At 56.8% G+C, this 26,704-nt stretch carries 24 protein-coding genes; 17 read left to right on the plus strand and 7 right to left on the minus strand.

The features are described 5' to 3' along the window. The first annotated feature begins 14 nt into the window (after window positions 1-14). The 4 genes from odhB (at window position 15) to CPY64_RS03940 (ending at window position 5,525) form a co-directional block, all read left to right on the plus strand. Complete coding sequence (odhB, locus tag CPY64_RS03925) at window positions 15-1,229, plus strand: 2-oxoglutarate dehydrogenase complex dihydrolipoyllysine-residue succinyltransferase (protein ID WP_042484168.1); 1,215 nt, start codon at window positions 15-17, stop codon at window positions 1,227-1,229. A gap of 161 nt (window positions 1,230-1,390) precedes the next feature. Then, window positions 1,391-2,818 (plus strand): dihydrolipoyl dehydrogenase, encoded by a 1,428-nt coding sequence (gene lpdA, locus CPY64_RS03930; RefSeq protein WP_042484170.1) that lies wholly within the window; start codon window positions 1,391-1,393, stop codon window positions 2,816-2,818. 217 nt (window positions 2,819-3,035) lie between these two features. Further along, entirely contained in the window at window positions 3,036-4,127 is a 1,092-nt protein-coding gene (gene zapE / locus CPY64_RS03935; RefSeq protein ID WP_042484467.1) for a cell division protein ZapE, read from the plus strand. 75 nt (window positions 4,128-4,202) lie between these two features. Then, entirely contained in the window at window positions 4,203-5,525 is a 1,323-nt protein-coding gene (locus CPY64_RS03940; RefSeq protein ID WP_042484173.1) for a tryptophan--tRNA ligase, read from the plus strand. 287 nt (window positions 5,526-5,812) lie between these two features. On the opposite strand, the gene CPY64_RS03945 is transcribed toward CPY64_RS03940, so the two are convergent. The 3 genes from CPY64_RS03945 to CPY64_RS03955 form a co-directional block, all read right to left on the minus strand. Beyond that, window positions 5,813-6,469, minus strand: a complete 657-nt coding sequence (locus CPY64_RS03945) for a CatB-related O-acetyltransferase (protein ID WP_042484175.1) — start codon at window positions 6,467-6,469, stop codon at window positions 5,813-5,815. Between the two features lie 240 nt (window positions 6,470-6,709). Then, window positions 6,710-7,222, minus strand: coding sequence for a hypothetical protein (locus CPY64_RS03950; RefSeq protein WP_042484177.1), 513 nt, complete (start codon window positions 7,220-7,222; stop codon window positions 6,710-6,712). 3 nt (window positions 7,223-7,225) lie between these two features. Beyond that, a complete protein-coding gene (locus tag CPY64_RS03955; protein WP_042484179.1) occupies window positions 7,226-9,574 on the minus strand; it encodes a Tex family protein in 2,349 nt (782 codons plus the stop codon). Window positions 9,575-9,734: 160 nt separating this feature from the next. Here CPY64_RS03955 and CPY64_RS03960 point away from each other — a divergent pair, with 160 nt between their 5' ends. Continuing rightward, window positions 9,735-11,789: a DNA repair helicase YoaA gene (locus tag CPY64_RS03960; RefSeq protein WP_042484181.1), complete on the plus strand. Its 2,055-nt coding sequence runs from the start codon at window positions 9,735-9,737 to the stop codon at window positions 11,787-11,789. Window positions 11,790-11,803: 14 nt separating this feature from the next. On the opposite strand, the gene CPY64_RS03965 is transcribed toward CPY64_RS03960, so the two are convergent. Beyond that, complete coding sequence (locus CPY64_RS03965; RefSeq protein WP_042484183.1) at window positions 11,804-12,289, minus strand: hypothetical protein; 486 nt, start codon at window positions 12,287-12,289, stop codon at window positions 11,804-11,806. A 25-nt stretch (window positions 12,290-12,314) separates the two neighbouring features. After that, window positions 12,315-12,728: a winged helix-turn-helix transcriptional regulator gene (locus CPY64_RS03970; protein ID WP_052362928.1), complete on the minus strand. Its 414-nt coding sequence runs from the start codon at window positions 12,726-12,728 to the stop codon at window positions 12,315-12,317. Between the two features lie 90 nt (window positions 12,729-12,818). Between CPY64_RS03970 and CPY64_RS03975 the strand changes: the two genes are divergently transcribed. From CPY64_RS03975 to CPY64_RS04005, 7 genes are all read left to right on the plus strand, one after another. Beyond that, window positions 12,819-13,706, plus strand: coding sequence for an NmrA/HSCARG family protein (locus CPY64_RS03975; RefSeq protein WP_042484185.1), 888 nt, complete (start codon window positions 12,819-12,821; stop codon window positions 13,704-13,706). 357 nt (window positions 13,707-14,063) lie between these two features. Then, window positions 14,064-14,429, plus strand: a complete 366-nt coding sequence (locus CPY64_RS03980) for an ethanolamine utilization protein EutQ (protein WP_226791329.1) — start codon at window positions 14,064-14,066, stop codon at window positions 14,427-14,429. Beyond that, entirely contained in the window at window positions 14,426-15,751 is a 1,326-nt protein-coding gene (locus tag CPY64_RS03985; RefSeq protein ID WP_042484190.1) for an NAD(P)/FAD-dependent oxidoreductase, read from the plus strand. Before CPY64_RS03980 ends, CPY64_RS03985 begins: the two co-directional genes overlap by 4 nt. 48 nt (window positions 15,752-15,799) lie before the next feature. Continuing rightward, window positions 15,800-16,792 carry a TRAP transporter substrate-binding protein DctP gene (gene dctP / locus CPY64_RS03990; protein ID WP_042484192.1) on the plus strand — a complete coding sequence of 331 codons (993 nt, stop codon included), beginning with the start codon at window positions 15,800-15,802 and terminating at the stop codon, window positions 16,790-16,792. A gap of 20 nt (window positions 16,793-16,812) precedes the next feature. Continuing rightward, on the plus strand, window positions 16,813-17,319 hold the full coding sequence (locus CPY64_RS03995) for a TRAP transporter small permease (RefSeq protein ID WP_042484193.1): 507 nt from the start codon (window positions 16,813-16,815) through the stop codon (window positions 17,317-17,319). Window positions 17,320-17,321: 2 nt separating this feature from the next. Further along, a complete protein-coding gene (locus CPY64_RS04000; protein WP_052362929.1) occupies window positions 17,322-18,617 on the plus strand; it encodes a TRAP transporter large permease in 1,296 nt (431 codons plus the stop codon). 51 nt (window positions 18,618-18,668) lie between these two features. Next, window positions 18,669-19,349: a TetR/AcrR family transcriptional regulator gene (locus CPY64_RS04005; protein ID WP_052362930.1), complete on the plus strand. Its 681-nt coding sequence runs from the start codon at window positions 18,669-18,671 to the stop codon at window positions 19,347-19,349. Window positions 19,350-19,602: 253 nt separating this feature from the next. Here CPY64_RS04005 and CPY64_RS04010 read toward each other — a convergent pair whose 3' ends face one another. Next, entirely contained in the window at window positions 19,603-20,400 is a 798-nt protein-coding gene (locus CPY64_RS04010; RefSeq protein WP_171902910.1) for an outer membrane protein assembly factor BamD, read from the minus strand. Window positions 20,401-20,495: 95 nt separating this feature from the next. Here CPY64_RS04010 and CPY64_RS04015 point away from each other — a divergent pair, with 95 nt between their 5' ends. From CPY64_RS04015 to phaR, 5 genes are all read left to right on the plus strand, one after another. Then, on the plus strand, window positions 20,496-21,461 hold the full coding sequence (locus CPY64_RS04015) for an RluA family pseudouridine synthase (protein ID WP_052362931.1): 966 nt from the start codon (window positions 20,496-20,498) through the stop codon (window positions 21,459-21,461). Beyond that, on the plus strand, window positions 21,443-22,210 hold the full coding sequence (pgeF, locus tag CPY64_RS04020) for a peptidoglycan editing factor PgeF (protein WP_042484197.1): 768 nt from the start codon (window positions 21,443-21,445) through the stop codon (window positions 22,208-22,210). The genes CPY64_RS04015 and pgeF overlap by 19 nt, the downstream gene beginning before the upstream one ends. Window positions 22,211-22,352: 142 nt before the next feature. Then, entirely contained in the window at window positions 22,353-23,984 is a 1,632-nt protein-coding gene (locus tag CPY64_RS04025; RefSeq protein WP_042484201.1) for a PHA/PHB synthase family protein, read from the plus strand. Window positions 23,985-24,108: 124 nt separating this feature from the next. Next, entirely contained in the window at window positions 24,109-24,846 is a 738-nt protein-coding gene (gene phbB / locus CPY64_RS04030) for an acetoacetyl-CoA reductase (protein ID WP_009457629.1), read from the plus strand. Between the two features lie 59 nt (window positions 24,847-24,905). Continuing rightward, window positions 24,906-25,448 carry a polyhydroxyalkanoate synthesis repressor PhaR gene (gene phaR / locus CPY64_RS04035; protein ID WP_009457627.1) on the plus strand — a complete coding sequence of 181 codons (543 nt, stop codon included), beginning with the start codon at window positions 24,906-24,908 and terminating at the stop codon, window positions 25,446-25,448. A 3-nt stretch (window positions 25,449-25,451) separates the two neighbouring features. On the opposite strand, the gene CPY64_RS04040 is transcribed toward phaR, so the two are convergent. Next, window positions 25,452-26,594, minus strand: coding sequence for a GNAT family N-acetyltransferase (locus tag CPY64_RS04040; RefSeq protein WP_042484205.1), 1,143 nt, complete (start codon window positions 26,592-26,594; stop codon window positions 25,452-25,454). Window positions 26,595-26,704 lie beyond the last annotated feature (110 nt).

Genomic DNA, 26,704 nt, shown 5'->3' on the forward strand with positions numbered 1-26,704 from the left:
CGGAAAATATAATCATGGCAATTACTGACGTTCTGGTTCCCCAACTCTCTGAATCCATCTCCGAAGCAACCTTGCTGGAATGGAAAAAACAACCTGGCGAAATGGTCCAGGCTGACGAAATCCTGATCGAAGTCGAAACCGACAAGGTCGTTCTGGAAGTTCCCGCTCCTGCTTCGGGCGTGCTGAGCGAAATCGTCAAGGCCAACGGCAGCACCGTTACCTCCGGCGACGTGCTGGCTCGTATCGACTCCGAAGGCAAGGCTAGCGCTGCTGCTCCTGCCGCCGCTGCTGAAGAAGCCGCTCCTGCTGCTGCCCCAGCCGCTGCAGCTCCTGCTGCCAGCTCGGCCGCCTCTTCGGTTGCTTCGCCTGCAGCTGCCAAGATCCTGGCAGAAAAGGGTGTGGAAGCCAGCTCCGTGGAAGGTTCGGGCCGTGGTGGTCGCATCACCAAGGGTGACGCTCTGGAAGCCAACGCCGCTGCTGCTAAGCCTGCTGCCGCTCCTGTTGCCCCTCCAACCCTGTCCCTGGACGGTCGTCCAGAGCAGCGCGTGCCCATGAGCCGCCTGCGCGCTCGTATCGCCGAGCGTCTGCTGCAGTCGCAGTCCGAAAACGCCATGCTGACCACGTTCAACGAAGTGAACATGCAAGCGGTGCTGGATCTGCGCAAGAAGTACAAGGATCAGTTCGAGAAAGAGCACGGCGTGAAACTGGGCTTCATGTCCTTCTTCGTCAAGGCTGCTGTTGCCGCCCTGAAGAAATACCCCGTGCTGAACGCCTCGGTTGATGGCAAAGACATCATCTACCACGGTTACTTCGATATCGGTGTGGCCGTTGGTAGCCCACGCGGTCTGGTGGTGCCTATCCTGCGTAACGCTGATCAAATGTCCATCGCTGACATCGAAAAGCAAATCGCTGACTTCGGTGCCCGTGCTCGCGATGGCAAGCTGACCCTGGAAGAAATGACAGGCGGTACCTTCTCCATCTCCAACGGTGGTGTGTTCGGCTCCATGCTGTCCACTCCCATCATCAACCCACCTCAGTCCGCCATCCTGGGCATTCACGCCACCAAGGATCGCGCTGTTGTGGAAAATGGTCAGATCGTGGTTCGCCCCATGAACTACCTGGCTATGTCCTACGACCACCGCATCATTGACGGCCGCGAAGCCGTTCTGGGTCTGGTAGCCATGAAAGAAGCGCTGGAAGATCCTCAGCGTTTGCTGCTGAACGTCTAAGCACGCGGTAGTTTCGGTCTAGTATGTTTACGGCCAAGTGCTTGCTTCTAAGCCTTGGCCGACTTTGTTTAAGGCCCTGGGGGCTGGTGTTCGCCGCCTGATTTCTTCCCGTCTGACTTCTGGACGGTCCAGCGAGCCTTTTCACATTTATGGGATTTTTTATGGCTAAGCAATTTGATGTTGTCGTGATTGGTGCAGGCCCCGGTGGCTACATCGCCGCCATTCGTGCCGCTCAACTGGGTATGAGCGTCGCTTGCGTGGACGCATGGTCCACCGCTGAAGGCAAACCCGCTCCTGGCGGTACATGCACCAACGTTGGTTGCATTCCTTCCAAGGCCTTGCTGCAATCGTCCGAACACTTCGAGCACGCCAATCTGCATTTGGCCGAGCACGGCGTGGACGTCAAGGGCGTATCGCTGAACCTGGACAAGCTGGTCGGCCGCAAAGATGTGGTCGTCAAGCAAAACAACGACGGTATCTTGTACCTGTTCAAGAAGAACAAAGTTAACTTCTTCCACGGCACCGCTTCGTTTGGCGCCAAGGTTGACGGAGGCTGGTCGGTGAATGTGGCTGGTGCCAACGCCGAAGAGCTGGTTGCCAAGAACGTCATTATCGCGACCGGTAGCTCGGCTCGTGCCTTGCCCGGTGCCGAGTTCGACGAAGAGCAGATTCTGTCCAACGACGGCGCATTGCGTCTGCCCAAGGTTCCCAAGAAGCTGGCCGTTATCGGTGCCGGTGTGATTGGTCTGGAACTGGGTAGCGTGTGGCGTCGTCTGGGTGCCGAAGTGACCATTCTGGAAGGCGCTCCCGAGTTCCTGTCCGCCGTGGATCGCGACGTGGCCAAGGAAGCCCTGAAAGCTTTCACCAAGCAAGGTCTGAAGATCAATGTGGGCGTGAAAGTTGGCGAGATCAAGAAGTCTGCCAAACAGGTCACTATCAACTACGTAGACGCTGCAGGCGCCGAGCAAAAGCTGGAAGCCGACAAGCTGATCGTCTCCATTGGCCGTGTGCCTAACACCGCTGGTCTGGGTGCAGAAACCATTGGTCTGAAACTGGACGAGCGTGGTTTCGTGGTTGTGGACGACGATTGCGCCACCAGCCTGCCAGGTATCTGGGCAGTGGGTGACGTGGTGCGTGGTCCTATGCTGGCTCACAAAGCCGAAGAAGAAGGTGTGGCTGTGGCCGAGCGTCTGGCGGGTCAGCAACCTCACGTCAACTTCGACACCGTGCCTTGGGTTATCTACACCTCCCCCGAAATCGCTTGGGTTGGCAAGACCGAACAGCAACTGAAGACTGAAGGCCGTGCTTACCGCGCTGGCAGCTTCCCCTTCCTGGCTAACGGCCGTGCCCGCGCACTGGGTGACACCACCGGCTTTGTGAAGGTTCTGGCTGATGCCAAGACCGACGAAGTTCTGGGCGTGCACTTTGTGGGCCCTGTGGCTTCCGAGCTGGTAGCTGAAGCTGTTGCGATCATGGAATTCCGTGGCGCGTCGGAAGACATCGCCCGTATTTGCCATGCTCACCCAACCCTGTCCGAAGCCCTGAAAGAAGCGGCCTTGGCAGTGGACAAACGCGCTCTGAACTTCTGATAGACTTTCAGGGTGTTGTTGGAAAAGGGCGGGCACGGGCTCGCCCTTTTTTTCGTCACGAAAGGCTGATCAAAGCAGTCTGTACAGGCTGTGATGCGTGAGATAATTGACCGCGCAGTATGCTCAGACCCTGCATCAAAGGCAGTGCTGTTGTGGACCGCAGTGCATGCTGGCAGACCACTACCTGTCTCGGACAGGTTCTTTTATTTTCAGTGATATGAATGTTCGCGAGTATTACCATCAGGCTTTAGCGGAAAAAGGCTACCGTGCCGACCAGGCACAGGAGCAAGCTATAGACCGGCTGCAACGCTATTACGACGAGTGGGTGGAGTATCGCAAAATGCGCTCCAGTACCTTGCGTCGCATGTTTTCCCGCCCGGAAGTGCCGCGTGGTGTGTACCTGTGGGGTGGTGTAGGGCGCGGCAAGAGCTTTCTGATGGACGCCTTCTACCTGACGGTACCGCTCAAGCGCAAAACCCGCATTCACTTCCATGAGTTCATGCGTGGCGTGCACAAGGAGCTGAATCAGGTCAAAGGCATGAGCGATCCTTTGGACGAGGTTGCCAAGCGTATCGCCAAGCGTTACCGCCTGATCTGTTTTGACGAGTTTCACGTCTCGGACGTGGCCGATGCCATGATTCTGTACAAGCTGCTGCTGGGCCTGTTCGAGCGCGGCACGTCCTTTGTGATGACGTCCAACTACGAGCCGTCCACGCTGTATCCGGAAGGCCTGCACCGTGATCGCATCTTGCCCGCCATTGCGCTGATCCAGAAGAACATGGACATCATGAACGTGGACACCGGTGTAGATTACCGCCGCCGTGCGCTGGAACAGGTGAAAACCTATCTGACGCCATTGGGTCCGGAGACCACCGCAGAACTGCAATCCATGTTCACGGCCTTGTCGGACACGGCTCCTCAAGAGCCTGTGCTCAGCATCGAAAACCGGGATGTGAAAGCGGTGGCCTTGTCAGGCTCGGCCGTGTGGTTTGATTTCGAGACCCTGTGCGTCAGTGCGCGCTCGCAGAACGATTATCTGGAACTGGCCAACCGTTTCCAGACCGTGATCCTGTCCGATGTTCCCCGCATGACCGCCCGTGATGCTTCTGCAGCGCGACGCTTTACCTGGCTAGTGGACGTTTTTTACGATCACAAAGTCAAATTTATTATGTCCGCGGCTGTGCCCGAGGAAGAGTTGTATGTAGATGGCCCCATGGCCAATGAGTTCCACCGTACTGTCTCGCGTTTGATGGAAATGCAATCGCGCGAGTACCTGGAGTCAGAACGGCGCCAGGCAGTTATTTTGTAGGGCCTGGGCGCGGCCGGTGGCCAATGCGCCTGATCCCTGACCCTGACACGTAGTTTTATAAGCGTATTTTTTATCATGACGACACGAGTACTGACCGGCGTTACAACGACCGGTATTCCACACTTGGGTAACTATGCCGGGGCGATTCGTCCGGCTATCCGTGCTAGCCAGCAAGCCGATGTCGACGCATTTTTCTTCATGGCGGACTACCACGCCCTGATCAAATGTGACGATCCGGAGCGCGTAGCCATTTCGCGCCGTGCGATTGCCGCCACTTGGATAGCCTGCGGCCTGGATGTGGAAAAAGTAACGTTCTACCGTCAATCCGATATTCCAGAGATCCCGGAACTGTCCTGGATGCTGGGCTGTGTGACCGGCAAGGGTTTGATGAACCGTGCGCACGCCTACAAAGCCTCCGTGGACAAGAACGAAGCTGCCGGCATTGATCCTGATGATGGCGTCACCATGGGCTTGTTCAGCTACCCCGTGCTGATGGCGGCCGACATTCTGATGTTCAATGCGCACAAAGTACCTGTGGGCCGTGATCAGGTACAGCACCTGGAAATGGCACGCGATATCGCCAAGAGCTTCAACCATTTGTATGGTCGTGGCAAAGAGCTGTTTGTGCTGCCTGAAGTGCAGGTAGAAGAGGACCTGGCCTTGCTGCCAGGCCTGGACGGTCGCAAGATGTCCAAGAGCTACGACAACACCATTCCCTTGTTTGAAGGTGGTGCCAAGGCACTGAGGTCTGCCATTGCGCGTATCGTGACGGACTCCAAAGGCCCAGGCGAACCCAAGAACCCGGACGATTCCCACCTGACCGCCTTGTACAAGGCCTTCGCGACGCCAGAGCAGACGCAGGCCTTCCGTCAGCAACTGATCGAAGGAATGGCCTGGGGTGAGGCTAAAGAAGCCTTGCATCAGGTTCTGGAAACCATGATCGCCCCCATGCGCGATCGTTACGAGTCCCTGATGGCTCGTCCTCAGGAAATTGAAGAGTTGCTGCAAGTGGGTGCCCGCAAGGCTCGTGCCTACGCAACGCCTTTCATCCATGAGCTGAAGGCTGCTGTAGGCCTGCGCGATCCTTTGAGTACCGCTGCCAGTAAGTCTGAAGCCAAGGCCCGTAAAGCCCGCTTTGTGAACTTCCGTGATGAAGATGGTACTTTCCGTTTTCGTCTGCAAGATGCCGCCGGACAAGAGCTGTTCCTGTCCCGCTCCTACGCTGACCCTAAACAGGCGGGTGTTGCGATCAAGGCATTGCAGACTGCTGCGTTTGCAGAGGTGACCAAGCAAGACGGCCAGGAACTGCAAATCCATTGCGCCGGTGAGGAAGTCGCGCGCGTATCGGCAGATCTGCGTGACGCACTTGAAGCCGCTTTGGATTCGATGCGCGACTAATTAGGGGGGCTGTGGTGGGATTGATCCTTGGCAAAGAGCTTGCGTAGGATTGATTCCATGCTGGATGTCGCGAGCCTCCTTGTGTTGCCGCACTCTACGTTGAAGCAAGTTTGAAAATAAACAGCCCCTGACATGAGATGTTCATCTCATGTCAGGGGCTTTTTTTTCTTATTTATCAATGCGTTGAAAGGTATTTGAGGATCAGGCTTGCGGTAGACATATCCTTGCAGTCGGCTTTTAGCCCCAACGTTTGCTCTGTATTTGCAATCCCTAATGCAAGGGTTCGTTCAGGTCTGTGTCTGAATCGTGGACTTCTGGTCCCAGTCTTTGCTGGCCAGCTCCAAGGCCGCAATATCTTCTGCGCAGATCACGTCACGCAGAGCTGTGAATTTCTCTTCTGGCCATTCATATATCTTCAGACCTAGCAGTCGCTCAATTGTCGAATCGTCAAAGCGCTTGCGCACAGGCACAGCCGGATTTCCGGCCACAATCGTGTACGGTGCCACGCTCTTGGTCACAATCGCCCCCGAGGCCACCACAGCGCCTTCACCAATCACGACACCGGGCATGATCATGGCCCGCATGCCGATCCAGGCACCGTCATGGATGTGGGTGTCGCCTTTGCCCACATAGGCGTCCGTAATCTTGTCCACGAAGGGGTACAGGCTGAACCAGTCCATGCGATGGGTATGGTTGCCGCCCATCAGAATCACGGCCTCGGCACCGATACATACGTAGTCACCAATATGCAATTGGCCTACCGGCCATTGAGAGGTCCAGGCCTTGCGGCTGTATTCGTCCCCGTACAGGTAACGCACCACGCTTTCTTCAAAACTGCCGGTCCAGGCATGGCTGTAGTAGCTGTGTGTGCCACGCACATGGATGTTGGGGTTGGATACGGTTTCGTGCAGGAGTTCGACCTGCGACCAGTGCTTTTGCACCATGCTTCCCCTTCTGGACCTTGCCGCGCTGGATTTGGCTTTGCGCCAGTCACGGCAAAGTGGGATGTTTCTGTTTGGACCAGGCAGCCAGGCGAGTACAGGAGGCTCGCTTTGTTGACGCTGATGGCGGGACCAGTCTAATGCGCTTTGAGGCGCTTTGCATTCAAGCGGGCCAAAAGCATCAAGCCCTGCATGAATGTTCATGCAGGGCTTGATGATGGGTTTGGGCCAGGAATACCTGTCTTATTCGGCAGGTTGAGCGGGAATATCCAGTTTTTCACACAGACTTAGAATTTCTTCCAGGTTCTCGCGTTTGACCACGATCAGCTGAAATTCCTCGTCATAGCTTTGGGCAAACTCCAGCAGGCAGTAGGAGGGGTGAAACTCCTGCAGCTGCTCGTTCGCCCATTGGAAAAAGCCGTCCACGTCCTGAAAAGGCATGTCGTCGTAGGGAAAGGCGGGCAGGTCCTGGCTTTCAAAAGCGGCCAGAATTTCTTCCCACAGTTCGTCCACGGTATCGGCCAGGGCCAGATAGTCGTCCAGCTCGTAGCTGATGGCCAGAATCAGAGCGCCATCGGGATCGTGTTCCATCAGGTTCTGGGCGTGTTTGCCATACGCCTCACCCATCGCTGCCGGGCTGGCGCTGGCGGTCAGCACGGACTGGCTGATGGCTGCAATATCCTGTTCCTTCTGATCAAATCCGGTCAGCAGATTGAGCAGACGCGTCAGTTGGGAAAGGCGCTCGGTCTCAGTCATGGCTTATCTCCGAAGTTTGCTAAAGGCGGCTGCCATGGCACCTGTTGGTGCCGGTTCAGCTTGCCGGTTGGGGCGATTGTTTCCGGAACGGCGCTGGGGAGCGTTGCTTGTGCTGCTGGAGCCACGCACCGGGGCGCTGTCGTCGTTCAGGCGCATGGTCAAGCCAATACGCTTGCGGGCTACATCCACTTCCTGGACTTTAACCTTAACCGTCTGACCTACGCGAACCACATCACGTGGATCTTTGACAAAGGTCTCGGACAGGGCGGAGATATGAACCAGACCGTCCTGGTGCACACCCACGTCCACGAAGGCACCAAAGTTGGCCACGTTGGTGACCACGCCTTCCAGAATCATGCCGGGCGTCAAATCGTTCAGGGAGTTGATGCCTTCCTGGAACTTGGCGGTGGTGAATTCAGGGCGAGGGTCGCGACCGGGCTTTTCAATTTCGTTAAAAATATCACGCACGGTGGGCAAACCAAAGCGTTCATCCGTGAAGTCCGAGGGCGACAAGCCTTTCAGTGCGCCAGATTTTCCCATCACATCACTGGCTTCGGTTTGCAGACGCTCCAGAATACGGGCGGCAACCGGGTAGGCTTCGGGGTGAACCGCCGAGGCGTCCAGAGGGTTGGCTGCGCCAGGAATACGCAAGAAGCCGGCTGCCTGTTCAAAAGCTTTTTCACCAAAGCGCGGCACGTCACGCAACTGCTTGCGGCTTTGGAACGCACCGTTTTCGTCACGCCAGGTGACGATGTTTTTGGCCAGTGTGTTGTTCAGGCCGGAAACGCGCGCCAGCAAGGGAGCAGAAGCGGTGTTGACGTCCACACCTACGGCGTTCACGCAATCCTCGACCACGGCATCCAGGCTGCGAGCCAGTTCGCGCTGGTTCACGTCATGCTGGTATTGGCCCACACCAATGGATTTTGGATCGATCTTGACCAGCTCGGCCAGTGGATCTTGCAGGCGGCGGGCAATAGAGACGGCACCACGCAGGCTGACGTCCATATCCGGGAATTCTTGTGCGGCCAGTTCAGAGGCGGAGTACACCGAAGCGCCCGCCTCGGACACGACTACGCGAGTCAAAGGCAATTGCGGGAAAGCGGATTGCAGGTCGGCAACCAGTTTCTCGGTTTCGCGCGATGCTGTGCCGTTGCCAATCGCCACCAGTTCAACTTGATAGCGAGTAGCCAGACCGGCCAAGGTACGAATCGCGCCTTCGCGGTCACGACGAGGTTCAAAGGGGTAGACGGTGGCGGTATCCAGCACCTTGCCGGTTGCATCGATCACAGCGGCTTTTACGCCGGTACGAATACCTGGGTCCAGGCCCAGAACGGCTTTGTTGCCAGCGGGGGCCGCCAGCAGCAAATCACGCAGATTGGCGGCAAACACGCGGGTGGATTCTTGCTCGGCTTCTTCGCGCAGACGGCCAATCAGCTCGGATTCGAATGCTGTCAGCAGTTTGACGCGCCAAGTCCAGCGGCAGACCTCAGCCAGCCAGTGATCACGTGGGCTGGCATCGGCGGAGAAGTCCGCGCCAATATCGGTCAGCTCGGCGACTTTCAGTACACAAGGGTGGGGCAGAAGCGCATCCTGCTCGGGGTTCAGGCCCAGGCGCAGATCCAGTGCACCTTGCTGACGACCACGCAACAAAGCCAGTACGCGGTGAGAAGGCAGTTGGCGTAGCGCTTCGTTAAAGTCGAACCAGTCGCGGAACTTGTCACCTTCCAGTTCCTTGCCTTCGGCAACCTTGGAGTACAGGTGGGCGGACTTCCACAGATAGTCGCGCATGGCTTCCAGCAGGTCGGCCTGCTCGGCAAAGCGTTCGGCCAGAATGTCGCGGGCACCGTCCAGGGCGGCTTTGGCCGTATCGATCTTGGCTTCGGCATTCAGATAGCCTTCGGCCAGCGCCAGAGGGTCTGCATCCTTCTGGGCCAGAATGGCGTCCGCCAGCGGCTCCAGGCCGGCTTCGCGGGCAATCTGGGCGCGGGTACGACGCTTGGGCTTGTACGGCGCGTACAAGTCTTCCAGACGCTGCTTGGTGTCAGCCGCCAGAATGGCTTGCTCCAGCTCGGGCGTCAGTTTTTCCTGCTGGCGGATCGATTCCAGAATGGCATGACGACGCGATTGCATATCGCGCAAATAGATCAGGCGCACTTCCAGATCACGCAGGACATTATCGTCCAGGCCGCCAGTCGCTTCCTTGCGGTAACGGGCAATAAAAGGGACCGTGGCCCCGTTGTCCAAGAGCTCAACCGTAGAGGCGGCTTGTTGGATGCGGATGTTCAGTTCAGAGGCCAGTAGCGCCAGAATCTGTTGGTGATCCTGTTGCTGGGCGAGGGTTTCCACAGTCATTTCAGTTATGGGTCCATCGTTGTAAAAGGGTCTGCAAGCGCCGCATTTTGCCATAAAGACCGGCAGCGACCCAGAATTGGCAGGTATCATCTTGTATGTATTCCACTGTGATTGTAGACAGTTCTGTCATTCGTCACCTCTCCCTGAGCGGTTTTGCCCCATGTTGTTGCAGGATTATTCCGATATCTTTTCTCCCCAAGGCCCACTGGCAGAGTCTGTTCCGCACTATCGTCCGCGGCAGGCTCAGCTGGAGCTGGCCCAAGCCATCAGCGAGACGGTCGCCGAGTCCGGCGTATTGATTGCCGAGGCGGGCACAGGCACGGGCAAGACCTGGGCCTATCTGGTGCCCGTGTTCATGCAAGGGGGCAAAGCGCTGGTTTCGACAGGAACGCGTACCTTGCAGGATCAATTGTTCCGTCGGGATATTCCCCACCTGCGTAAAGCGCTGGCCTTGCCAGTGGATGTGGCCTTGCTCAAGGGGCGCAGCAACTACGTCTGTCATTACCATCTGGAGCGATTGGGGCAGGATGACCGGGCCCTGAAGTCCCGTGCGGAAATTGCTTATCTGCGTGCCATCCAGCTTTTTACCGAGCGCAGCCGTAGCGGTGACAAGGGCGAGCTGGCCGAAGTCCCCGAGGACGCCGATATTTGGCACCGAGTCACTTCCACACGGGATAACTGCCTGGGGCAGGATTGTCCCTTTGTGCGCGACTGCTTTGTGATGAAAGCACGTCGGCATGCTCAGGATGCTGATGTGGTGGTGGTTAACCATGCCTTGTTCATGGCCGATTTGGCCTTGCGCGAAGAGGGCGTGACGGATTTGCTGCCCAGCGTGGATCTGGTGGTGTTTGACGAAGCGCACCAATTACCCGACGTGGCCACCCGCTTTCTGGGTAGCAGCGTGTCCTTGTATCAATTAACGGATTTGTGTCGGCAGATAGAAGCGGCAGGGCTGGCCCAGGCGCGCGAGACCGTGGACTGGAGTCAGGTTGCCCGCAAGCTGGAGCAGGCGGCTCGGGATTTGCATTTGCGTACCGCGTCGCTGGCGGCTCAAGGTGGTCGTGCCACTTTCCAGGCCTTGCCCGAGCCCGAGCTTTTTGATGAAGCGCTGGAGAATTTGCTGGGGACCTTCGACAAGGTCATCAAGATGCTGGCCATGGTGGCTGAACGCCATCCAGATCTGGCGGCAGCGCATAAAAGTGCCTTGGAATTGCGTGCACGCTTGTTCCAATGGAGCCAGCCCGACCGTCAGGGCCGCCACGCCTATCTGCCCGAAAGTGAAAAAGATGAAGACCAACCCGACGAGTTTGTGCGTTGGGTAGAAAGCGGCCAGCACTATCTGCGCCTGCACAGTGCGCCTTTGTCGGTGGCCAAGATTTTCTCGCGCTACAGAGGCAAGGAGCAGTCCTGGGTGCTGACTTCGGCCACCTTGTCGGTGCATGGGGATTTCAACCACTTCAAGCGACAGCTGGGCTTGTTCGATGCGCGCACCGAAGCCTGGGCTTCGCCTTTCGATTACCCGAATCAGGCGCTGTTCTATGTGCCCAGCACCTTGCCGCTTCCTAGTCATCCGAACTTCAACCAGGCTTTCGTGGATGCGCTCATTCCGCTGATCAAGGCCGGTCAGGGCGGTGTGCTGGTGCTCTGTACCACCTTGCGCTCGGTAGAGCGGATTGCAGATATGCTGCGGGACCGATTTGATCGGGAAGACATAGAGCGCAATGTGCTGCGCCAAGGGGAGCGTTCACGGCAGGTCCTGCTGGACGAGTTCCGTGCGCGTGGCAATGCGGTGCTGGTGGGTAGTGCCAGCTTCTGGGAAGGGATTGACCTGCCCGGTGACGCCTTGACGCTGGTTGCTATCGACAAGCTGCCCTTTGCACCACCCGATGATCCGGTGTTGGAAGCCCGTATCAAAGAGTGCAAGGACAGGGGTGGTAATCCCTTCATGGAATACCAGTTGCCCGAAGCTGCCATTGCCTTGAAACAAGGGGCAGGGCGTCTGATCCGTACCGAGCGCGACTGGGGCGTGCTGATGGTGGGCGACACCCGTATTGTCGAGAAACCCTACGGCAAATTGCTGTGGCGGGGTTTGCCCCCCTTTGCCCGTACCCGTGATCCTGCTCGTGCCTTGGCGTTTCTGCGGGAGCAGAAAGCCAGGCGGCAGAGCGCTCAGGTCAGTGATGTGGAGCTGAACGACAGCTCGGAGCAGGCTTGAGCGTATTTTGTCTATTAAAGCGAGGGCAAGGACTCGTCTGCGACGATGTCCTCTGCCACCAAGCCCCATAAGAACAGGCTGGGTGTGCCAGCGCCTTCCAGACTGCCCTCTACCTGCTGAAGAATGGACATGACGGCACTGCGATTGCTGACTGCCTCAAACGCTTCCCGAGTGATAGGCGTAAACCAGCCTTTTTTGAGCACCGCCACCGCCATTGCCAGCGCGACGGAAAACACATGCTGGCCCAGCATGGGGACCTGAACCGTCTCGCCTGCGCGATTGTGCACATCAAACATCTGCTCTTCATCAGGCAGTGCTGCGCCCAGGCGCCAGGCCAGTGCCAGTCCGAAGGCTTCGGGAATCATCACGCAAAGTTTGGTCGCACGGACTTCAGACAGGCCGCTGGCTTGCAGTTGAGCGATGCACTCCTCAATACTTTGATCCTTTGCCAGTACAGGAATGGCTTGCAGTACCTGTGTTTCTGCTTGTTCATGATTCATGGTCTTGTGACTCAGTAACTCTATATCAAGGCTTTTTGGCATCGTAGGTTTGACGTGATTCCTGTATACGCGGAAGGTTCTCTCTGACCCACACATTGATGCCTTTCAGCGCATCGAGCATGTTTTTCCCCATCTCCGTCAGTTCGTATTCCACACGTGGGGGGACCTCGGGAAAATAATGGCGTTCTACCAAGCCATCTCGTTCCAGGTTTCTGAGTGTCAGCGTCAGCATGCGCTGTGTGATTCCTTCCACCTCACGCTTGATTTCGGAAAATCGCAGTCGACGATCACCCGCGATGGCAAGGCGCCAGATGACCTGCACGGTCCATTTGTCACCGAGTCGCGTGCAGATTCCATTCAAGGGAATCGGCTGGAAGGATGAGTCGCTGTTGGGCTTCTCCTTGAGAGAATCCGACTCTGCTGGATCTATGGGTTTCATTTTTGTGCCTGAGGTTAAAAAAAGTGCCGTCTTCCGCAATTCAGATATCGAGGAAAGAATACGACATTCTCTTTTTTTTCGAGCTGAATCATGAACAAAGTACATCGTCCCATTCTGGTTTTCGGAGCCACAGGCCGGCAAGGCGGATCGGTGGCCAAAGCACTTCTGGAGGCTCACTGGCCTGTCCGCGCCTTTGTGCAATCTCCATCCAAACCGGCTTCAATCGCTCTGCGGGAAGCAGGCGCCGAAATCGTGCAAGGGTCATTGGACGATGCCAATCTTATCGCGTCGGCCATGAAGGATGTGTATGGCGTATTCAGCGTGATGCCTGCGAACCTATCAGCAGAAGAGGAGGTTTGTTATGGCACACGCCTTGCTGATCTGGCGGCAAAAAATGGCGTCGAGCATTTCATCTATTCCTCGGGGGCTAGCGCTGGGGACAAACTGACAGGTGTTGCGCGCTTTGATGCCAAGCCTCGTACTGAGGCACATATTCGCGAACTGCCGCTGACTGCAACCATCATCCGTCCCATGATCTTCATGGAGATGCTTGTACGTCCAGGCTTTGGCCTGGAGGAGGGACGGCTGGTGTCCCTGATACACCGTGATCATTCGATCCAACTTACTGCCGTGCAAGACATAGGGAGAATCGTTGCCGCCCTGTTTGCGGACAGGGCGCGCTTTGCCGGAATGAGCTTGAAGATCGCCAGTGATCGCGTGACCGGCCAGGAGTTGGAGGCCGCCTTTTCTGAAGCCGCAGGTCGCTCTATCACCTATGCCCGATTCCCTGATGAAGTATTAGCTGCCAACGCCGATTTGGGACATATGGCGTCAAGTCTGGAGGATGGCCCTCTTGCAGAACAGGTGGACCTCGGTCTGATGCGAGAAATCAATCCTGAACTTGTCTCGCTGCGTTCTTGGCTGATGGGAGAAGGGCGTGAAAAGCTGGAAGAAGCGTTGCGCAGAAAACAGGCGTAGATAGGCTTTGCGAAGGAATGTGCGCAGATGGAGTCTCGCCATCTTCCTTGCTTTCTGGCTGTGGCTGAAGAACTCCATTTCATTCCTGCGGCTTAGCGACTGCTTGTTGAATAGTCGCCACTGTCATGCGCTATTTTTCTTATCAATAAGCCTACTAAAAACAGCCCCAAACGCTGCGAAGCTCCCTCCTTTCAGATCCTGTCACAAGGCTAATTTAATTATTTAAATATAAAGCTCTCCCGCCTGGAACGCAGGGTAATCCCCATCTCTCCACGCATTGACGCGTCAAATTCGGCTCATTACCATCACAACATACAACTATGTATGTTCTAAAACCACTTGTGTTTGGTGATCCACATGACAACAGAAAAAACTTTGCCGCGAGTAATGCGTTTTGACGATTTGGTCTTCCAGCCCAGACAGGAAAAACCGGAGATGGCGCAGTTGGCGGAAATCGTGGGTGAGGAGGATGGGACGCCTTTGGGGGCGGGGTATGCGCGCTTGAATCAGGCTCGCATTGAATGGACCGTGTTGTACGACGAGGTCGTGACGGTGATCGAGGGCAGCATGCGCATTCATACGCCGCAGGGCATTCTGGAAGCCGGTCCACGTGATTGTGTGTGGTTGCCCGCAGGCACGCCTTTGATCTACGAAGCAGAGTCTGCCCTGATCCACTACTGCCTGCATCCCAGCAACTGGGCCAGCGCACGGACGGCGGCATGAGCATCAAGAAAATTACGCGTCTGCCTGAGAACGACAAGACCAATGGGTGGAGTCGGCTCCTGGCTCCCCGTACGCCCAAACCCGCTTTGGCCAAAGACGTGCAGGCTGATTGGGTGATTGTCGGCGGTGGCCTGGCCGGTTTGGCCGCTGCCCGTCGCCTGGCAGAGAACCGCCCCGGTGACAGCATCGTGGTGCTGGAGGCCGATCTGGTGGGCGAGGGCGCTCAAGGCCGAAACTCCGGCTTTGCGATTGATAGCCCTCATAACGTCGGCAGTTCCATGGGCGAACTGGACGCCGCCCGCTCGCATGTGCGCCTTGCGCGTACGGCGATTGCTTATCTAAGAACCCAGGTTGAGCGTTACGGTATCGAGTGCGACTGGAGCCCCATCGGGAAATTCCACGCTGCGGTTTCCGAGGAAGGCGTACGCACAACCTTGAAGCCTACGCTGCAGGTGCTGGAGTCCTTGAAGGAACCGCATGAGTGGCTGGATGGTAAGGCCTTGCACGACAAGCTGGGGTTCAAGCATTTCCGCACAGGCATTTATACCCCCGGTACCGTGTTGCTGAACCCGGCGGGTCTGTCGCGTGGTCTGGCCGACAATATGCCTCCCAACGTCACCGTTTACGAAAAAACGCCCGTGCTGTCCTTGCAGCAAGGCGATGGCGTCACGCTGGAAACCCCCGGTGGCAAGGTTCGTGCAGGCAAGATGATTCTGGCCGTAAACGTCTTTGCGGAGCAGTTCGGTTTTTATAGCGGCAAGCTGATGCCGATGGCGGCTCATGCCAGCTTGACCCGTTGCCTGACGGAAAGCGAACAGCGCGAATTGGGTGGTTTGCCCAGCTGGGGTTTGACGCCCGCCAACGCGTTTGTGGGCATTACCATGCGTCGCACCAATGACCAGCGCATTCTGATTCGTCAGCACATGACGTACGCCCCCAATTTGCGTAGCGATGACGAGAGCCGTCGCCGCGTGCGCATCGAGCACAAAACCCTGTTTGACGAGCGTTTCCCGAATTTGAAGAACGTGGAAATGGAGCACACCTGGACGGGCTTTATCTGCCTGTCCCGTAATGGCTCGCCCGGCTTTGGTCAGGTGGCCCCGCATGTGTATTCCGCGGTGTGTCAGAACGGGGTGGGGCTGACCAAGGGCACGATCTCCGGCATGTTGGTCGCGGATCTGGCTTGCGGTGTGGACAATCCCTTGATTGCCGATATGCAGGCCTTGGGACAACCCGATGCCTTGCCACCACGGCCGTTTCTGGATGTGGGTGTCCGGGCCCGTTTGGGCTGGGAACTGTGGCGGCACCGAGCGGAAGCCTGATACCCGACGTTTGAACAATAAATTTAAAAGAAATACCCAGGAGGAGTTATGAAGCTTTTGAGCAAGACTTTGCTGACGGTAATGTTCAGCCTGAGCGCGGCCACCGTGTCCGCACAAACCATGCGCATTGCAACGGACTCGGGCGCGCAAGGTTCGCCTAGCGGTGATGCCATCGAGAAGTGGGCCGCGATGATCAAAGAAGGCACGCAAGGCGCCGTGTCGCCCCGCGTTTTTTATCAGAACCAGTTGGGTGGTCAGGAAGAGGTGTTTGATCAGCACGTGGCCGGTGATGTGCAGTTGATGTTGAACTGGCCCATGACTTCCTACGACAAGCGCATTGCGGTGATCTACACCCCCTATATGTTCACCACTTGGGAAGAGGCCTTGGCCGCTTACCAGCCCGGTGGCTGGTTGAATGAGACGCTGGACGGTATCTACAAAGAGAACGGTTTGAAGTTCTTTGGTGCCTGGCCTGAAGGCTTTAATGGCGTCGCCACCAAGGGCAAGCATGCGGTGACGGTGGAGGACGCCAGGAACATCAAGGTACGGGTGCCCCCGATTTCCATGATGCAGCAGTCCGTGCAAGCCATGGGCTATCAGACAGCGGTCATTGACTGGGGGGAAGTGTTTACTTCAATTCAGACCGGCGTGGTGGATGGCGATGCGGCCAACGTCATTTATTACGACTACGAATACTTCCGCGACACGCTGGATTACTACGTGCGCAGCAAGCAACAGTTCATTACCGGCGTGTTGTCCATGAATCTGGAAGCCTGGGAAGCCTTGAAGCCCGAGCAGCAGGAAGTGATCCAGACCTCGGCCATCACCATCATGCAAGAGCAGTTTGCCAAGGCTCAGGTGGCCGACGCGGCCATTGTGGAGAAGTGGAAGGCGCTGGGTAAAAACTACGTTGAACTCGACAAGGATCAGTTGGCGGCTTTGGGTACGCATGTTCGCTCCAAGGTGTGGCCCTCCATGCACGCCGAAGTAGGCGACAGCATCATGGCCCATATCGAGAAAAACGCCTCGGCTCTGAAGTGAGCACTTTGGATCAAGGGAGTATGAATGTGAGTGAGGACATCCCGATCAAGCGCGGGCCGACCCTGATCGCCCTGGAATGGCTGGCCATTGTGTCCAGCATTGTGGTGGCGGCAGGTTTGGCCTACGTGGTGGCTGCACGTTATTACCTGAACTGGCCGGCAATCGGTGTGCACACCATTGTGATGGTGGCCGCAATTTGGCTGTACATGACGGGGGCGCTGATTGCCAGCCAGTCCCGGCAGCATCTGGTGGTGGATTACCTGTCCCATCGTTTGAAGACGCCACGGGCGCGCGCCATTCACCGTTTCTTTGTGTCGGTGCTGGTGCTGATTATTGTGGTGGCCTTTGCTTATTGGACCTTGCGCATGTTCATGTGGGGTTCCCGGTTCTCGACCACCATGGCGGAGCTGGGGATTCCTGTCTGGGTACCTCAGTCTGCAATTGGCCTGAACGCAGTCGGTAGCCTGTTGTATGCCTTGCGCGATGTTTATCAGTCTTTGATGGCCTTGCGCCAGGGAGGCCATTGATTATGCATGCTGGATTTTCTGTTCTCTTGCTGCTGTTCCTGCTGGGTGTTGGGGTGCCGGTAGCCTGGTCTTTTGCCGGTACCTTGCTGATGTTGACGCTGGTGTATGACGTCAACTTGAATACCTTGATGCTGCAAGGTTTCCGTTCCTTGAACTCCCTGGTTTTGCTAGCCTTGCCCTTGTTCATCATGGCGGGTTATCTGATGCAGGCCGGCGGCATTGCGCACCGTTTGGTGGGCTTTGCCGAGATGCTGGTCAAGAATCGCCGCGGTGGCATGGGGGCCAGCATGGTTCTGGCCTCCGGAGTGTTCGGGGCGATTTCGGGTACGGCCTCGGCGGCGGTGGCGTCCATTGGCACCATTCTGGTCGACCCCATGGAGCAGCGCGGTTATCCGCGCCAGTATTCGGCAGCCCTGCTGGGGATTTCTTCTTTGCTGGGGATTCTGATCCCGCCCTCCATCACCATGATCTTGTTTGCCGTGGTGACACAGCAATCCGTGGTGGCCTGCTTTGCGGCGACGATTGGACCGGGCTTGCTCTTGATGGCTGGCCTGATTCTGTTCAATTACGTCGTGGCGGGGCGCTGGTTCAAGGAGTCGCCTGCTCAACCTGCTGATGAGGCCAAGGGGCGTTCCTCGCTCAAGACCTTGTTCTATGCCATTCCTGCCCTGTGTATTCCTGCCTTGATTCTGGGCGGGATTTACGGCGGTATCTTCACGCCTACAGAAGCGGCGGCAGTCGCGGTTGTGCTGGTCATCGGTATTGGCTGCTTTGTGTACCGCGAGCTGAGCATGCGCAAGTTGTGCGACAGCTTTGTGCGCACGGCAGAGACCACGGGGACGGTCATCCTGATCTTGTTGTTCTCTTTCCTGATTGGCCGCATTCTGGTCGCCCAGGGTGTGCCGCAGGACCTGACCACCTTTGTAACGGGTCTGGTGGACAGCCCCATTGGCATTCTCCTGATAGTCAATGTGTTCCTGATTCTGGTGGGCATGATTATTGATGATGTGTCCTTGACCGTGGTGGTGGCCCCCTTGCTGTTGCCTTTGGTGGGCGTGGCCGATGTCAGTCCGGTGCAGTTCGCCGCGATTGTGGCGTGTGCGGTGATTGTGGGTTCCAACAGCCCGCCGATGGCACCTGTGTTGTATATGTCCTGCCGCATCAGCAAAGTCGCGGTACATCGCTCCTTTGGCCCGGCCATCGCCATGATTGTGTTTGTGGCCATTCCGATTCAATTGATCACCACCTTCGTGCCCGCCGTTTCCTTGGCGTTTCCACGAATGCTGGGCCTGTTATAAGAGGAGCGCCGGTATACTTTGGCGACTAAAGCGACTCTACAAGCAGGCGATATGAGCGATAAGGAACTGATTGAACGCGTGGCCCAGGCTGGGGCACTGACCGAGCCCAATGTGCATTTGACGCGGGCGGATTGGCTGGAGGCTGCCATTCGCCTGTTTATGCAGGAAGGCGTGGAAGCGGTGCGCATCACCCGGCTGGCGCAAGTTATGGCCGTCACGCGGGGCAGCTTTTATTGGCATTTCAAGGACAGGGACGACTTGCTCGATGGGCTGGTCGGTTTCTGGGAGCAAAAGAACATGCGCTCCACCATGCTGGCGCTGGAGAATGTGGACAATCTGCAAGATGGCATGTTGTCCCTGTTCTCCACCTGGCTGGACGTGTCCCGTTTTGAACCGGGTCTGGACATGGCCATGCGTGATTGGGCCAGGCGCTCCGAGCGGGTGCGTCAGGCCGTCGCGCGGGCGGACAAGGCCTGCATGAATGCCTTGGCCAATTTCTTTCAGCGTATGGGTCTGGAAGAGATCGAAGCCCAGACCCGAGCCCGGACGACGTACTTTTGTCAGATTGGCTATTACCTGATTGGCCTGCAGGAAGAGCTGGAAGACCGGATGGTTTATCTGGACGACACCATGAAGATTCTGGGCGGTCAGCCTCTGGACCCGGCCAAGGCCAAGGCTTTTGCAGAGCGTATGTATAGCGTGCAAAAGGATAATGCCAAGAAAGTGGGGTGATAGCTGGATGCTCTGCAGGCAGTGAGGATAGGCGTGCTTGGGCGACCACAGGGGAAGAAGTTACCTGACAGGTCGTCTTTGCTATGTGGAGCAGGGCAGAACGAGCTGGCAAGGAACATCAGTTTGACGCTGGAAAACTAAAAGGGCCGAATCCGGGATGGGATTCGGCCCTTTTTTTGGGCTGCTTTCTGTGAAGCGCTTTATGTTTGCTTCACAAAAGCAGTCCGTATTTTTCGCTGCTTTGCTTCAAGGTTTAGAACCAGTTGATCGGGTTCCAGTAGTTCACCTTGGCGTCCAGACCATCCTTGAAATAAGTGGAGTCCGGGAAGTTCTCGTCCATCACGCGTTTGGTGGTGTCACGCAGCTCGGTTTGACCCATCTTGTCGTAGGACAGGTACATCAAGTACAGCGCGCGTTCAGCAATAGGCACGCCCTTGAAGTCCGTAATCACGGTTTGCGCACGGTTGACGGCAGCCACGTAAGCGCCGCGCTTGTAGTAGTACTCGGCCACGTGCACTTCGTTCTGGGCGATAGTGCTGACCAGCCAGGTCAAGCGCTTGGCGGCATCTGGCGCGTAACGGCTATTGGGGTAGCGTTGCAGCAGATCATTAAAGGCTTCGTAGGATTCGCGCAGACCTTTGGGGTCACGCTCGCTGGGGTCCTGTTGGGTAATGTTGGACAGGGCAGCGCTAGGAGGCGTAAAGGAGATCAGCCCTTTCAGGTACAACATGTAGTCGGTACCGGGGTGACTGGGGTATTGCTTCTGGAAGCGGTCGATAGCGGCCAAGGCTTTGGCAGGCTCCTCGTCTTTCCAGTTGATATAGGCTTGGTCGATCAGCGATTGCTGTGCGTAAGTGCCAAAGGGGTAGCGGGACTCGACGGCTTCCAGGCGGGTACGCGCGTCTTTCCAGTTGCCGGCGGACATTTCTTCACGGGCGTCTTTATACAGGCGCTCGGCGGTCCAACCCGAGGTGGGGTCAACTTCTTTTTTGGTAGTGCCGCAGCCAGCAAGCAAAGTGGCAGCCAGCATTAATGCGGCTACTTGGGCCAGCTTGGTACCACGAATGCGTGGCAAGTTCAGGTTCAGGCGAGTCACAAAAGCGTCCTTGGTGTTAGCATTGCTGCTCAATTATATGATTTGTCGCCATGCCTGACACAGATACTGAAAAAGATAGTGTTGTTTCTTCCGACGCACTGCGTTTTATCCTTCCCATCACTGCGTCTCCCGATCGTCTGGACAAGACGTTAGCGCGTTTACTGCCACAGCATTCGCGCAGCCGTCTACAGTCCTGGGTCGAGAGTGGGCATGTTCTCGTCAACGGCCAGGCCGTCAAGGTCAAGCATACGGTTTACCCCGGTGATACCGTGCTGGTCTGGGAACAACAGGCCCCAGAAGACATGGCCTTCGAACCTGATGACGTGGACTTCGAGATTGTGGCTCAAAGCGACTCCTGGCTGGTGGTTAACAAGCCAGTGGGTCTGGTCACGCATCCGGGCGCGGGTAACTGGCGTGGCACCTTGCTCAATGGTTTGCTGTTTCGCTTCCCCAATCTGCGTCAGGTACCCCGTGCCGGTGTTGTACACCGGCTGGACAAAGACACTTCCGGCTTGCTGGTGGTGGCTCGCACAGAAGTCGCACAAACTCACTTTGTCCGACAACTGCAAGAGCGTAGCATGGGACGCCAATATCTGGCGTTGGTCCATGGTGTCTTGCCGGGCCAGGGCTCGGTCGATGAGCCGATTGGACGCGATTTGCGCGTGCCCGTGCGCATGAGTACTGGGCCGTCGGTTGCCCCCAAGCATGCTGTAACGCATTATCAAATGTTGCGTCAGGGTTATGCGGGCGAGGAAGCCGTGACCGAAGTGGCTTGCCGCCTGGAGACAGGCCGTACCCACCAGATCCGTGTCCACCTGAGTTCGATCAAGCATCCCTTGCTAGCCGATACCCTCTATGGTGGTCGCGTCGTCGCGGGGGCGCAGCGCCAAATGCTGCATGCCCACGTGCTGGAGTTTGAGGACCCCGATACGGGCGAGCGCCGCAGCTTCTCGGCGGAGCCACCGTCTGATTATCAATCTGTTGCAGAGACGATTGAATGGCACACTCAAAGCTGATTGCTACTGTTAGCGGCCCCGAACAAGAGGGGCTGCTTTATTTTTGTACAACGCGGGCAGGCGGCGTCAGTCAGGACGAGCGCGATAGCCTGAACCTGGGCCTGAATACTGGCGACGATCCGGAGCGAGTGCAGGTCAATCGGCAGCGGCTTGTAGACTTCCTGGGTTCGGAGCCGGTCTGGCTGGCACAGGTACACGGCACAGAGGTACTGGATGCGGATCAGGACATCCTGCCTGCCGTACCCAGACAGTTTGATGCCGCTATCACCACACGTCGGGATCGCACCCTGGCCATTCTGACGGCGGATTGCCTGCCGGTGGTGATCTGGGACGAGCAGGCCCAGGTGCTGGGCGTGGCCCATGCTGGTTGGCGTGGTTTGCAAGCCGGAGTCCTGGAGCGTACCTGGCAGGCGATGACTGCTCGTTGTCCGCAAGCCCAGTCCTGGCAAGCCTGGATTGGGCCGGCGATCAGTCAGGAGCACTTCGAAGTCGGGCAGGAGGTCTTTGATGCCTATGTCCTGGACGAGCCTGAATTGGCCGCCTTTTTTACTCAGGGACAGCGTCCTGGAAAATGGCAGGCGGATTTGCCGGGTATTGCACGCCATCGACTGGAAAAATTGGGCCCCGGCAAAATGACGGTGCATTTAAGTGGCTTGTGCACGTTTCAAGACAATGAATTGTTTTATTCCTACCGGCGCTCGTCCTTGACGGGCCGACAGGCCACCATTGCTCGCTTGAACCCGCTTTAACGGTTTTTTGATCGTATTGAATACGATATGGAATCTTTAATTCCGTCTATTGGCGTGCCAGCCTAATTAATTACCCCAATTGACTGCTTTTGTTACGAACGTCATGCTCTAAGCGTATTTGCAATTCGTTTACAGGTGGCAGATGTCGAGTAACAACAGTGCTTTTCAAGGTTTTGGCAAACCGATGGATGCCACCCGCTGTGCTGAACTTCAGGCTCGTTACATGCAGCAGTGGCAGGATCTGTGGGACCAGGCCCAACGCGGCGCCTTGCCACCCCCACAGGATCGCCGTTTTGCGGATGCCGCCTGGCAGAGCAATCCTACCGCCTCGTTCAATGCCCATGTCTGGCAGCTTGGCGTTCAGGCCATGAACGAGATGCTGGACCTGATGGAGCTGGACGCCGCACAGCGCGAGCGTCTGAGCTTTTCCATGATGCAGTGGGCTGAGGCCATGTCGCCCAGCAACTATCTGATGCTCAACCCCCAGGCCCTGCAAACCATGATGGAGACGGGCGGCCAGTCTGTGCTGGAAGGCATGGCCAATTTTATGGACGACTGGCAGAAAGGGCGCATGACCCAAACGGATGAAAGCCAGTTTCAGTTGGGGCAAAACGTGGGCACCACCTCGGGTGCCGTGGTGTTCCAGAACGATATTTTTCAGTTGATTCAGTACGCACCCACCACCAGCATGGTGCATGCCGTGCCCTTGCTGATCGTGCCCCCGTGCATCAACAAGTTCTACATTCTGGACTTGCAGCCCGAGAATTCTTTTGTGCGTCATGCCCTCGATCAGGGGCTGACGGTGTACCTGATGTCCTGGCGAAATCCCCAGCCTAACGACGCGGCCCATATTCATGCCCTGAGCTGGCAGGATTATCTGGAGCAAGGCGTGCTGGAGGCGATTCGCGTCAGCCAAGAGCTGTCGGGACAGGAGAAAATCAACACGCTGGGCTTTTGCATTGGTGGCACCTTGCTGGCCAGTGCCTTGGCACTGGCACGCGATAAAGGCCAGGACCCGGCCGCTTCCATGACCTTGCTGACCACCATGCTGGACTTTACCGACGTGGGCATGCTGAACGTCTTTATTGACGAGGCACAGGTCGCGTTTCGGGAGTGGCAGTTGGGGCAGGGTGGTTTGCTCAATGCTCGCGAGCTGGCCAGTACCTTTTCTTTCCTGCGTCCCGCCGAGCTAGTTTGGAACTATGTGAACAGCAACTACTTGCAAGGTAAAAAGCCACCTGCTTTTGACTTGCTGTACTGGAATTCCGACGGCACCCATTTGCCCGGTCCTTTCTTTACCTGGTATTTGCGCAATACCTATCTGGAAAACAGGCTGGTTCAGAAGGGTGGTGTCCCCGTGGGGGCGCACCGCGCGGATTTGAGCCAACTGGATTTGCCTGTGTACCTGTATGGCTCCAAAGAAGACCATATCGTGCCCTGGCAGTCGGCCTACGCGTCCTTGCAGGCCTTGCCTGCGGCCCAGCATCGCTTTGTGCTGGGAGCCTCGGGCCATATCGCAGGTGTCATTAACCCGCCTGCCAAGCAGCGCCGCAATTACTGGGTGCTGCAAGATGGCGAGCCGGTCGCCACGCTGGATGCCCAGCAGTATATGGAGCGAGCCCAGTCCGTACCCGGCAGCTGGTGGACAGACTGGATTGCCTGGATTGCGCCCTTGTCGGGCTCGCGACGTCGTGCAAAACGTCGCCTGGGCCATGCGCGTTATCCCGTTCTGGAAGAGGCGCCCGGCAGTTACGTCAAAGTACGCGCCAGTTAATTCTTCAATTTTTCAGGTTTCGGGAGCAGGGTAATCGGCCTGCTTCCTTTATCCCGATGTCAGGCTTTACATTGCCCGGGCCGGCAAAGGGATCGAGCTTTGTCACCCCTTTCAGGAGATGTATATGAGCAGCAAAGTAGCTTACGTAACTGGTGGTATGGGAGGGATAGGGACAGTCATTTGTCAGCGCCTGGCCAAAGACGGTTTTACCGTTATTGCCGGCTGCGGCCCCAACCGTGATTTTCAGAAATGGTTGGGCGAGCAGGCCGAGCTGGGCTACACATTTCATGCTTCGGTGGGCAACGTAGCAGACTGGGACTCGACCGTTGAGACCTTTAAAAAGGTATTTGCCGATTTTGGTCGTGTGGACGTGCTGGTCAATAATGCCGGGATTACACGCGACGGCACCTTCCGTAAAATGAGCCAGGAAGATTGGCGTGCGGTGATCGACACCAACCTGAACAGCTTGTTCAACGTGACCAAGCAAGTCATTGATGGCATGGTAGAGCGTCAGTGGGGCCGTATCATCAACATCAGTTCGGTGAACGGGCAAAAAGGACAGTTTGGCCAGACCAACTACTCCACGGCCAAAGCCGGGATTCACGGCTTTACCATGGCCCTGGCCCAGGAGGTTGCCAATAAGGGGGTGACGGTCAATACTATTTCCCCCGGTTATATTGGTACGGACATGGTGCGTGCGATTCGCCCCGATGTTCTGGAGAAAATCGTGGCGACCATTCCAGTGGGCCGTTTGGGTACGCCGGATGAAATTGGCTCCATGGTGGCCTGGCTGGCTTCGGGTGATTCCGGTTTTGCCACGGGTGCGGATTTCTCCCTGAACGGTGGCTTGCACATGAGCTAAGGCTTGTTGCAGTGCATAGCGCGTGTTTTTGTTTTATTGATTAGGAAGTAAGCACCAGCATGGGATCCCCTCGACTCATCAAGAAATACCCCAATCGTCGCTTGTACGACACGCAGGCCAGCGCTTACATCACCATGGTTGATGTCAAGCAACTGGTCCTGTCAGGAGAGGAGTTCGCGGTCGTCGATGCCAAAAGCGGCGAGGACCTGACGCGCAGTATTCTGTTGCAGATCATTCTTGAGGAAGAAAGCGGGGGTATCCCCATGTTCTCCACTCCGGTGCTGATGCAGATCATCCGCTTTTATGGCAATGCCATGCAGGGGGTGATGGGCTCGTATCTGGAAAAGAACATTCAGGCCTTCATGGAGATTCAGGAGCGCATGACCGAACAGTCCAAGGGCGTGTATGGTGGACAGTTCGGCCCCGAGGCCTGGGCACAATTCATGAGCATACAGGCGCCTGTGATGCAAACCGTCATGAACAGCTATATCGATCAAAGCAAGAATCTGTTCGTGCAAATGCAGGACCAGATGCAGGATCAGACCCGGCAAATGTTTTCGGTCTTTCCCTTTGCGCCACCAGGCAAAGACAAGAAAGACTGATTTTTAGCCTGCCAGCGTTTTAAACGGGGTATGGCTGCTGAGTGCTTCCTGATAGCGGGCCACATGGCCCGCTTCTTCATGCAGGAACTCTTCAATGGCGTGGGCAAAGCGCGGGTCTGCAATCCAGTGCGCCGAGCTGGTGGGAGTGGGCAGCAAGCCGCGCGAGAGCTTGTGCTCCCCTTGAGCGCCGCCTTCAAAGAAACGCAGTTGCTGCGCAATGCAGAACTGAATCGCCTGGTTGTAGCAGGTCTCGAAATGCAGGCCAGGTACGTATCGAGTACAGCCCCAGTAACGTCCATAAAGTGTGTGCCCGTCCCGTAGCGACAGGGCGCAGGCCACGTCTTGTCCATCTTGCTGCGCCAGAATCAGCACCAGGGATTCGGGTAACTGCGCGTGCAGGCGCGCAAAGAAATCCCGATTCAAATAAGGGCGTTGTCCACGCTCCTGATAGGTGTTGGCGTAGCACTGGTAGAAGTAGTCCAGGTTCTGCTCGCTAATGTCCTGGCCTTGCTTGTGTTCAAAGGACAGGCCCTGTTCGTAGACCTTGCGGCTGTCCTGTCGCATTTTTTTGCGCTTTTGCTGGGTCAGGGAGGCCAGAAAGTCCTCGTAGTTGCCGTAGTCCTGGTTCTGCCAGTGAAACTGCACATCATGGCGAATCATGAAACCTGCTTGCTCCAGAGCCTGCCTGTCGTCCGGATTCGGGAACAGCACATGCACAGAGGACAACTGATTGCTCTGTGTCAGCTGGATCAGTTGTCGGGCCAGCAGCACGCGATCTTCCTGGGAGCGAGCCAGCAGGCGAGGGCCGCTGACAGGCGTAAAGGGGATCGCGCACAGGAGCTTGGGGTAATAGTCCAGCCCATGGCGGTGATAGGCCTGAGCCCAGCCCTGATCAAACACATACTCCCCCCGGGAGTGATGCTTCAGATACAGGGGTACGGCGCCACACAGCCTCTGTCCACGATGCATCAACAGGTAATGGGGCGACCAGCCTGTCTGTGGCGTGGCGCAGCCAGCGGCGTCCAGAGCTGTCAAAAAAGCATGGCTGAGCAGCAGGTGATGGCCAGAGAGCGCGTCCCAGTGTGCCGCGTCGAGCTGACTCAGTTGTGTGCAAAGTGAAAATTGGATGGGTTCAGTGCTGGCCATGGCAAGGGGGACTTCAGTGCGCCTATTTTGAAACAGGGGTAGGGTATTGCCCCTGACGGCTTTGTATACTAGCCAGCGTTTCATGCAAAGGGAAGGCTTGTTGGGCATTG

Origin of the sequence: Alcaligenes faecalis (assembly GCF_002443155.1) — a bacterium.
Lineage (GTDB): Bacteria > Pseudomonadota > Gammaproteobacteria > Burkholderiales > Burkholderiaceae_B > Alcaligenes > Alcaligenes faecalis.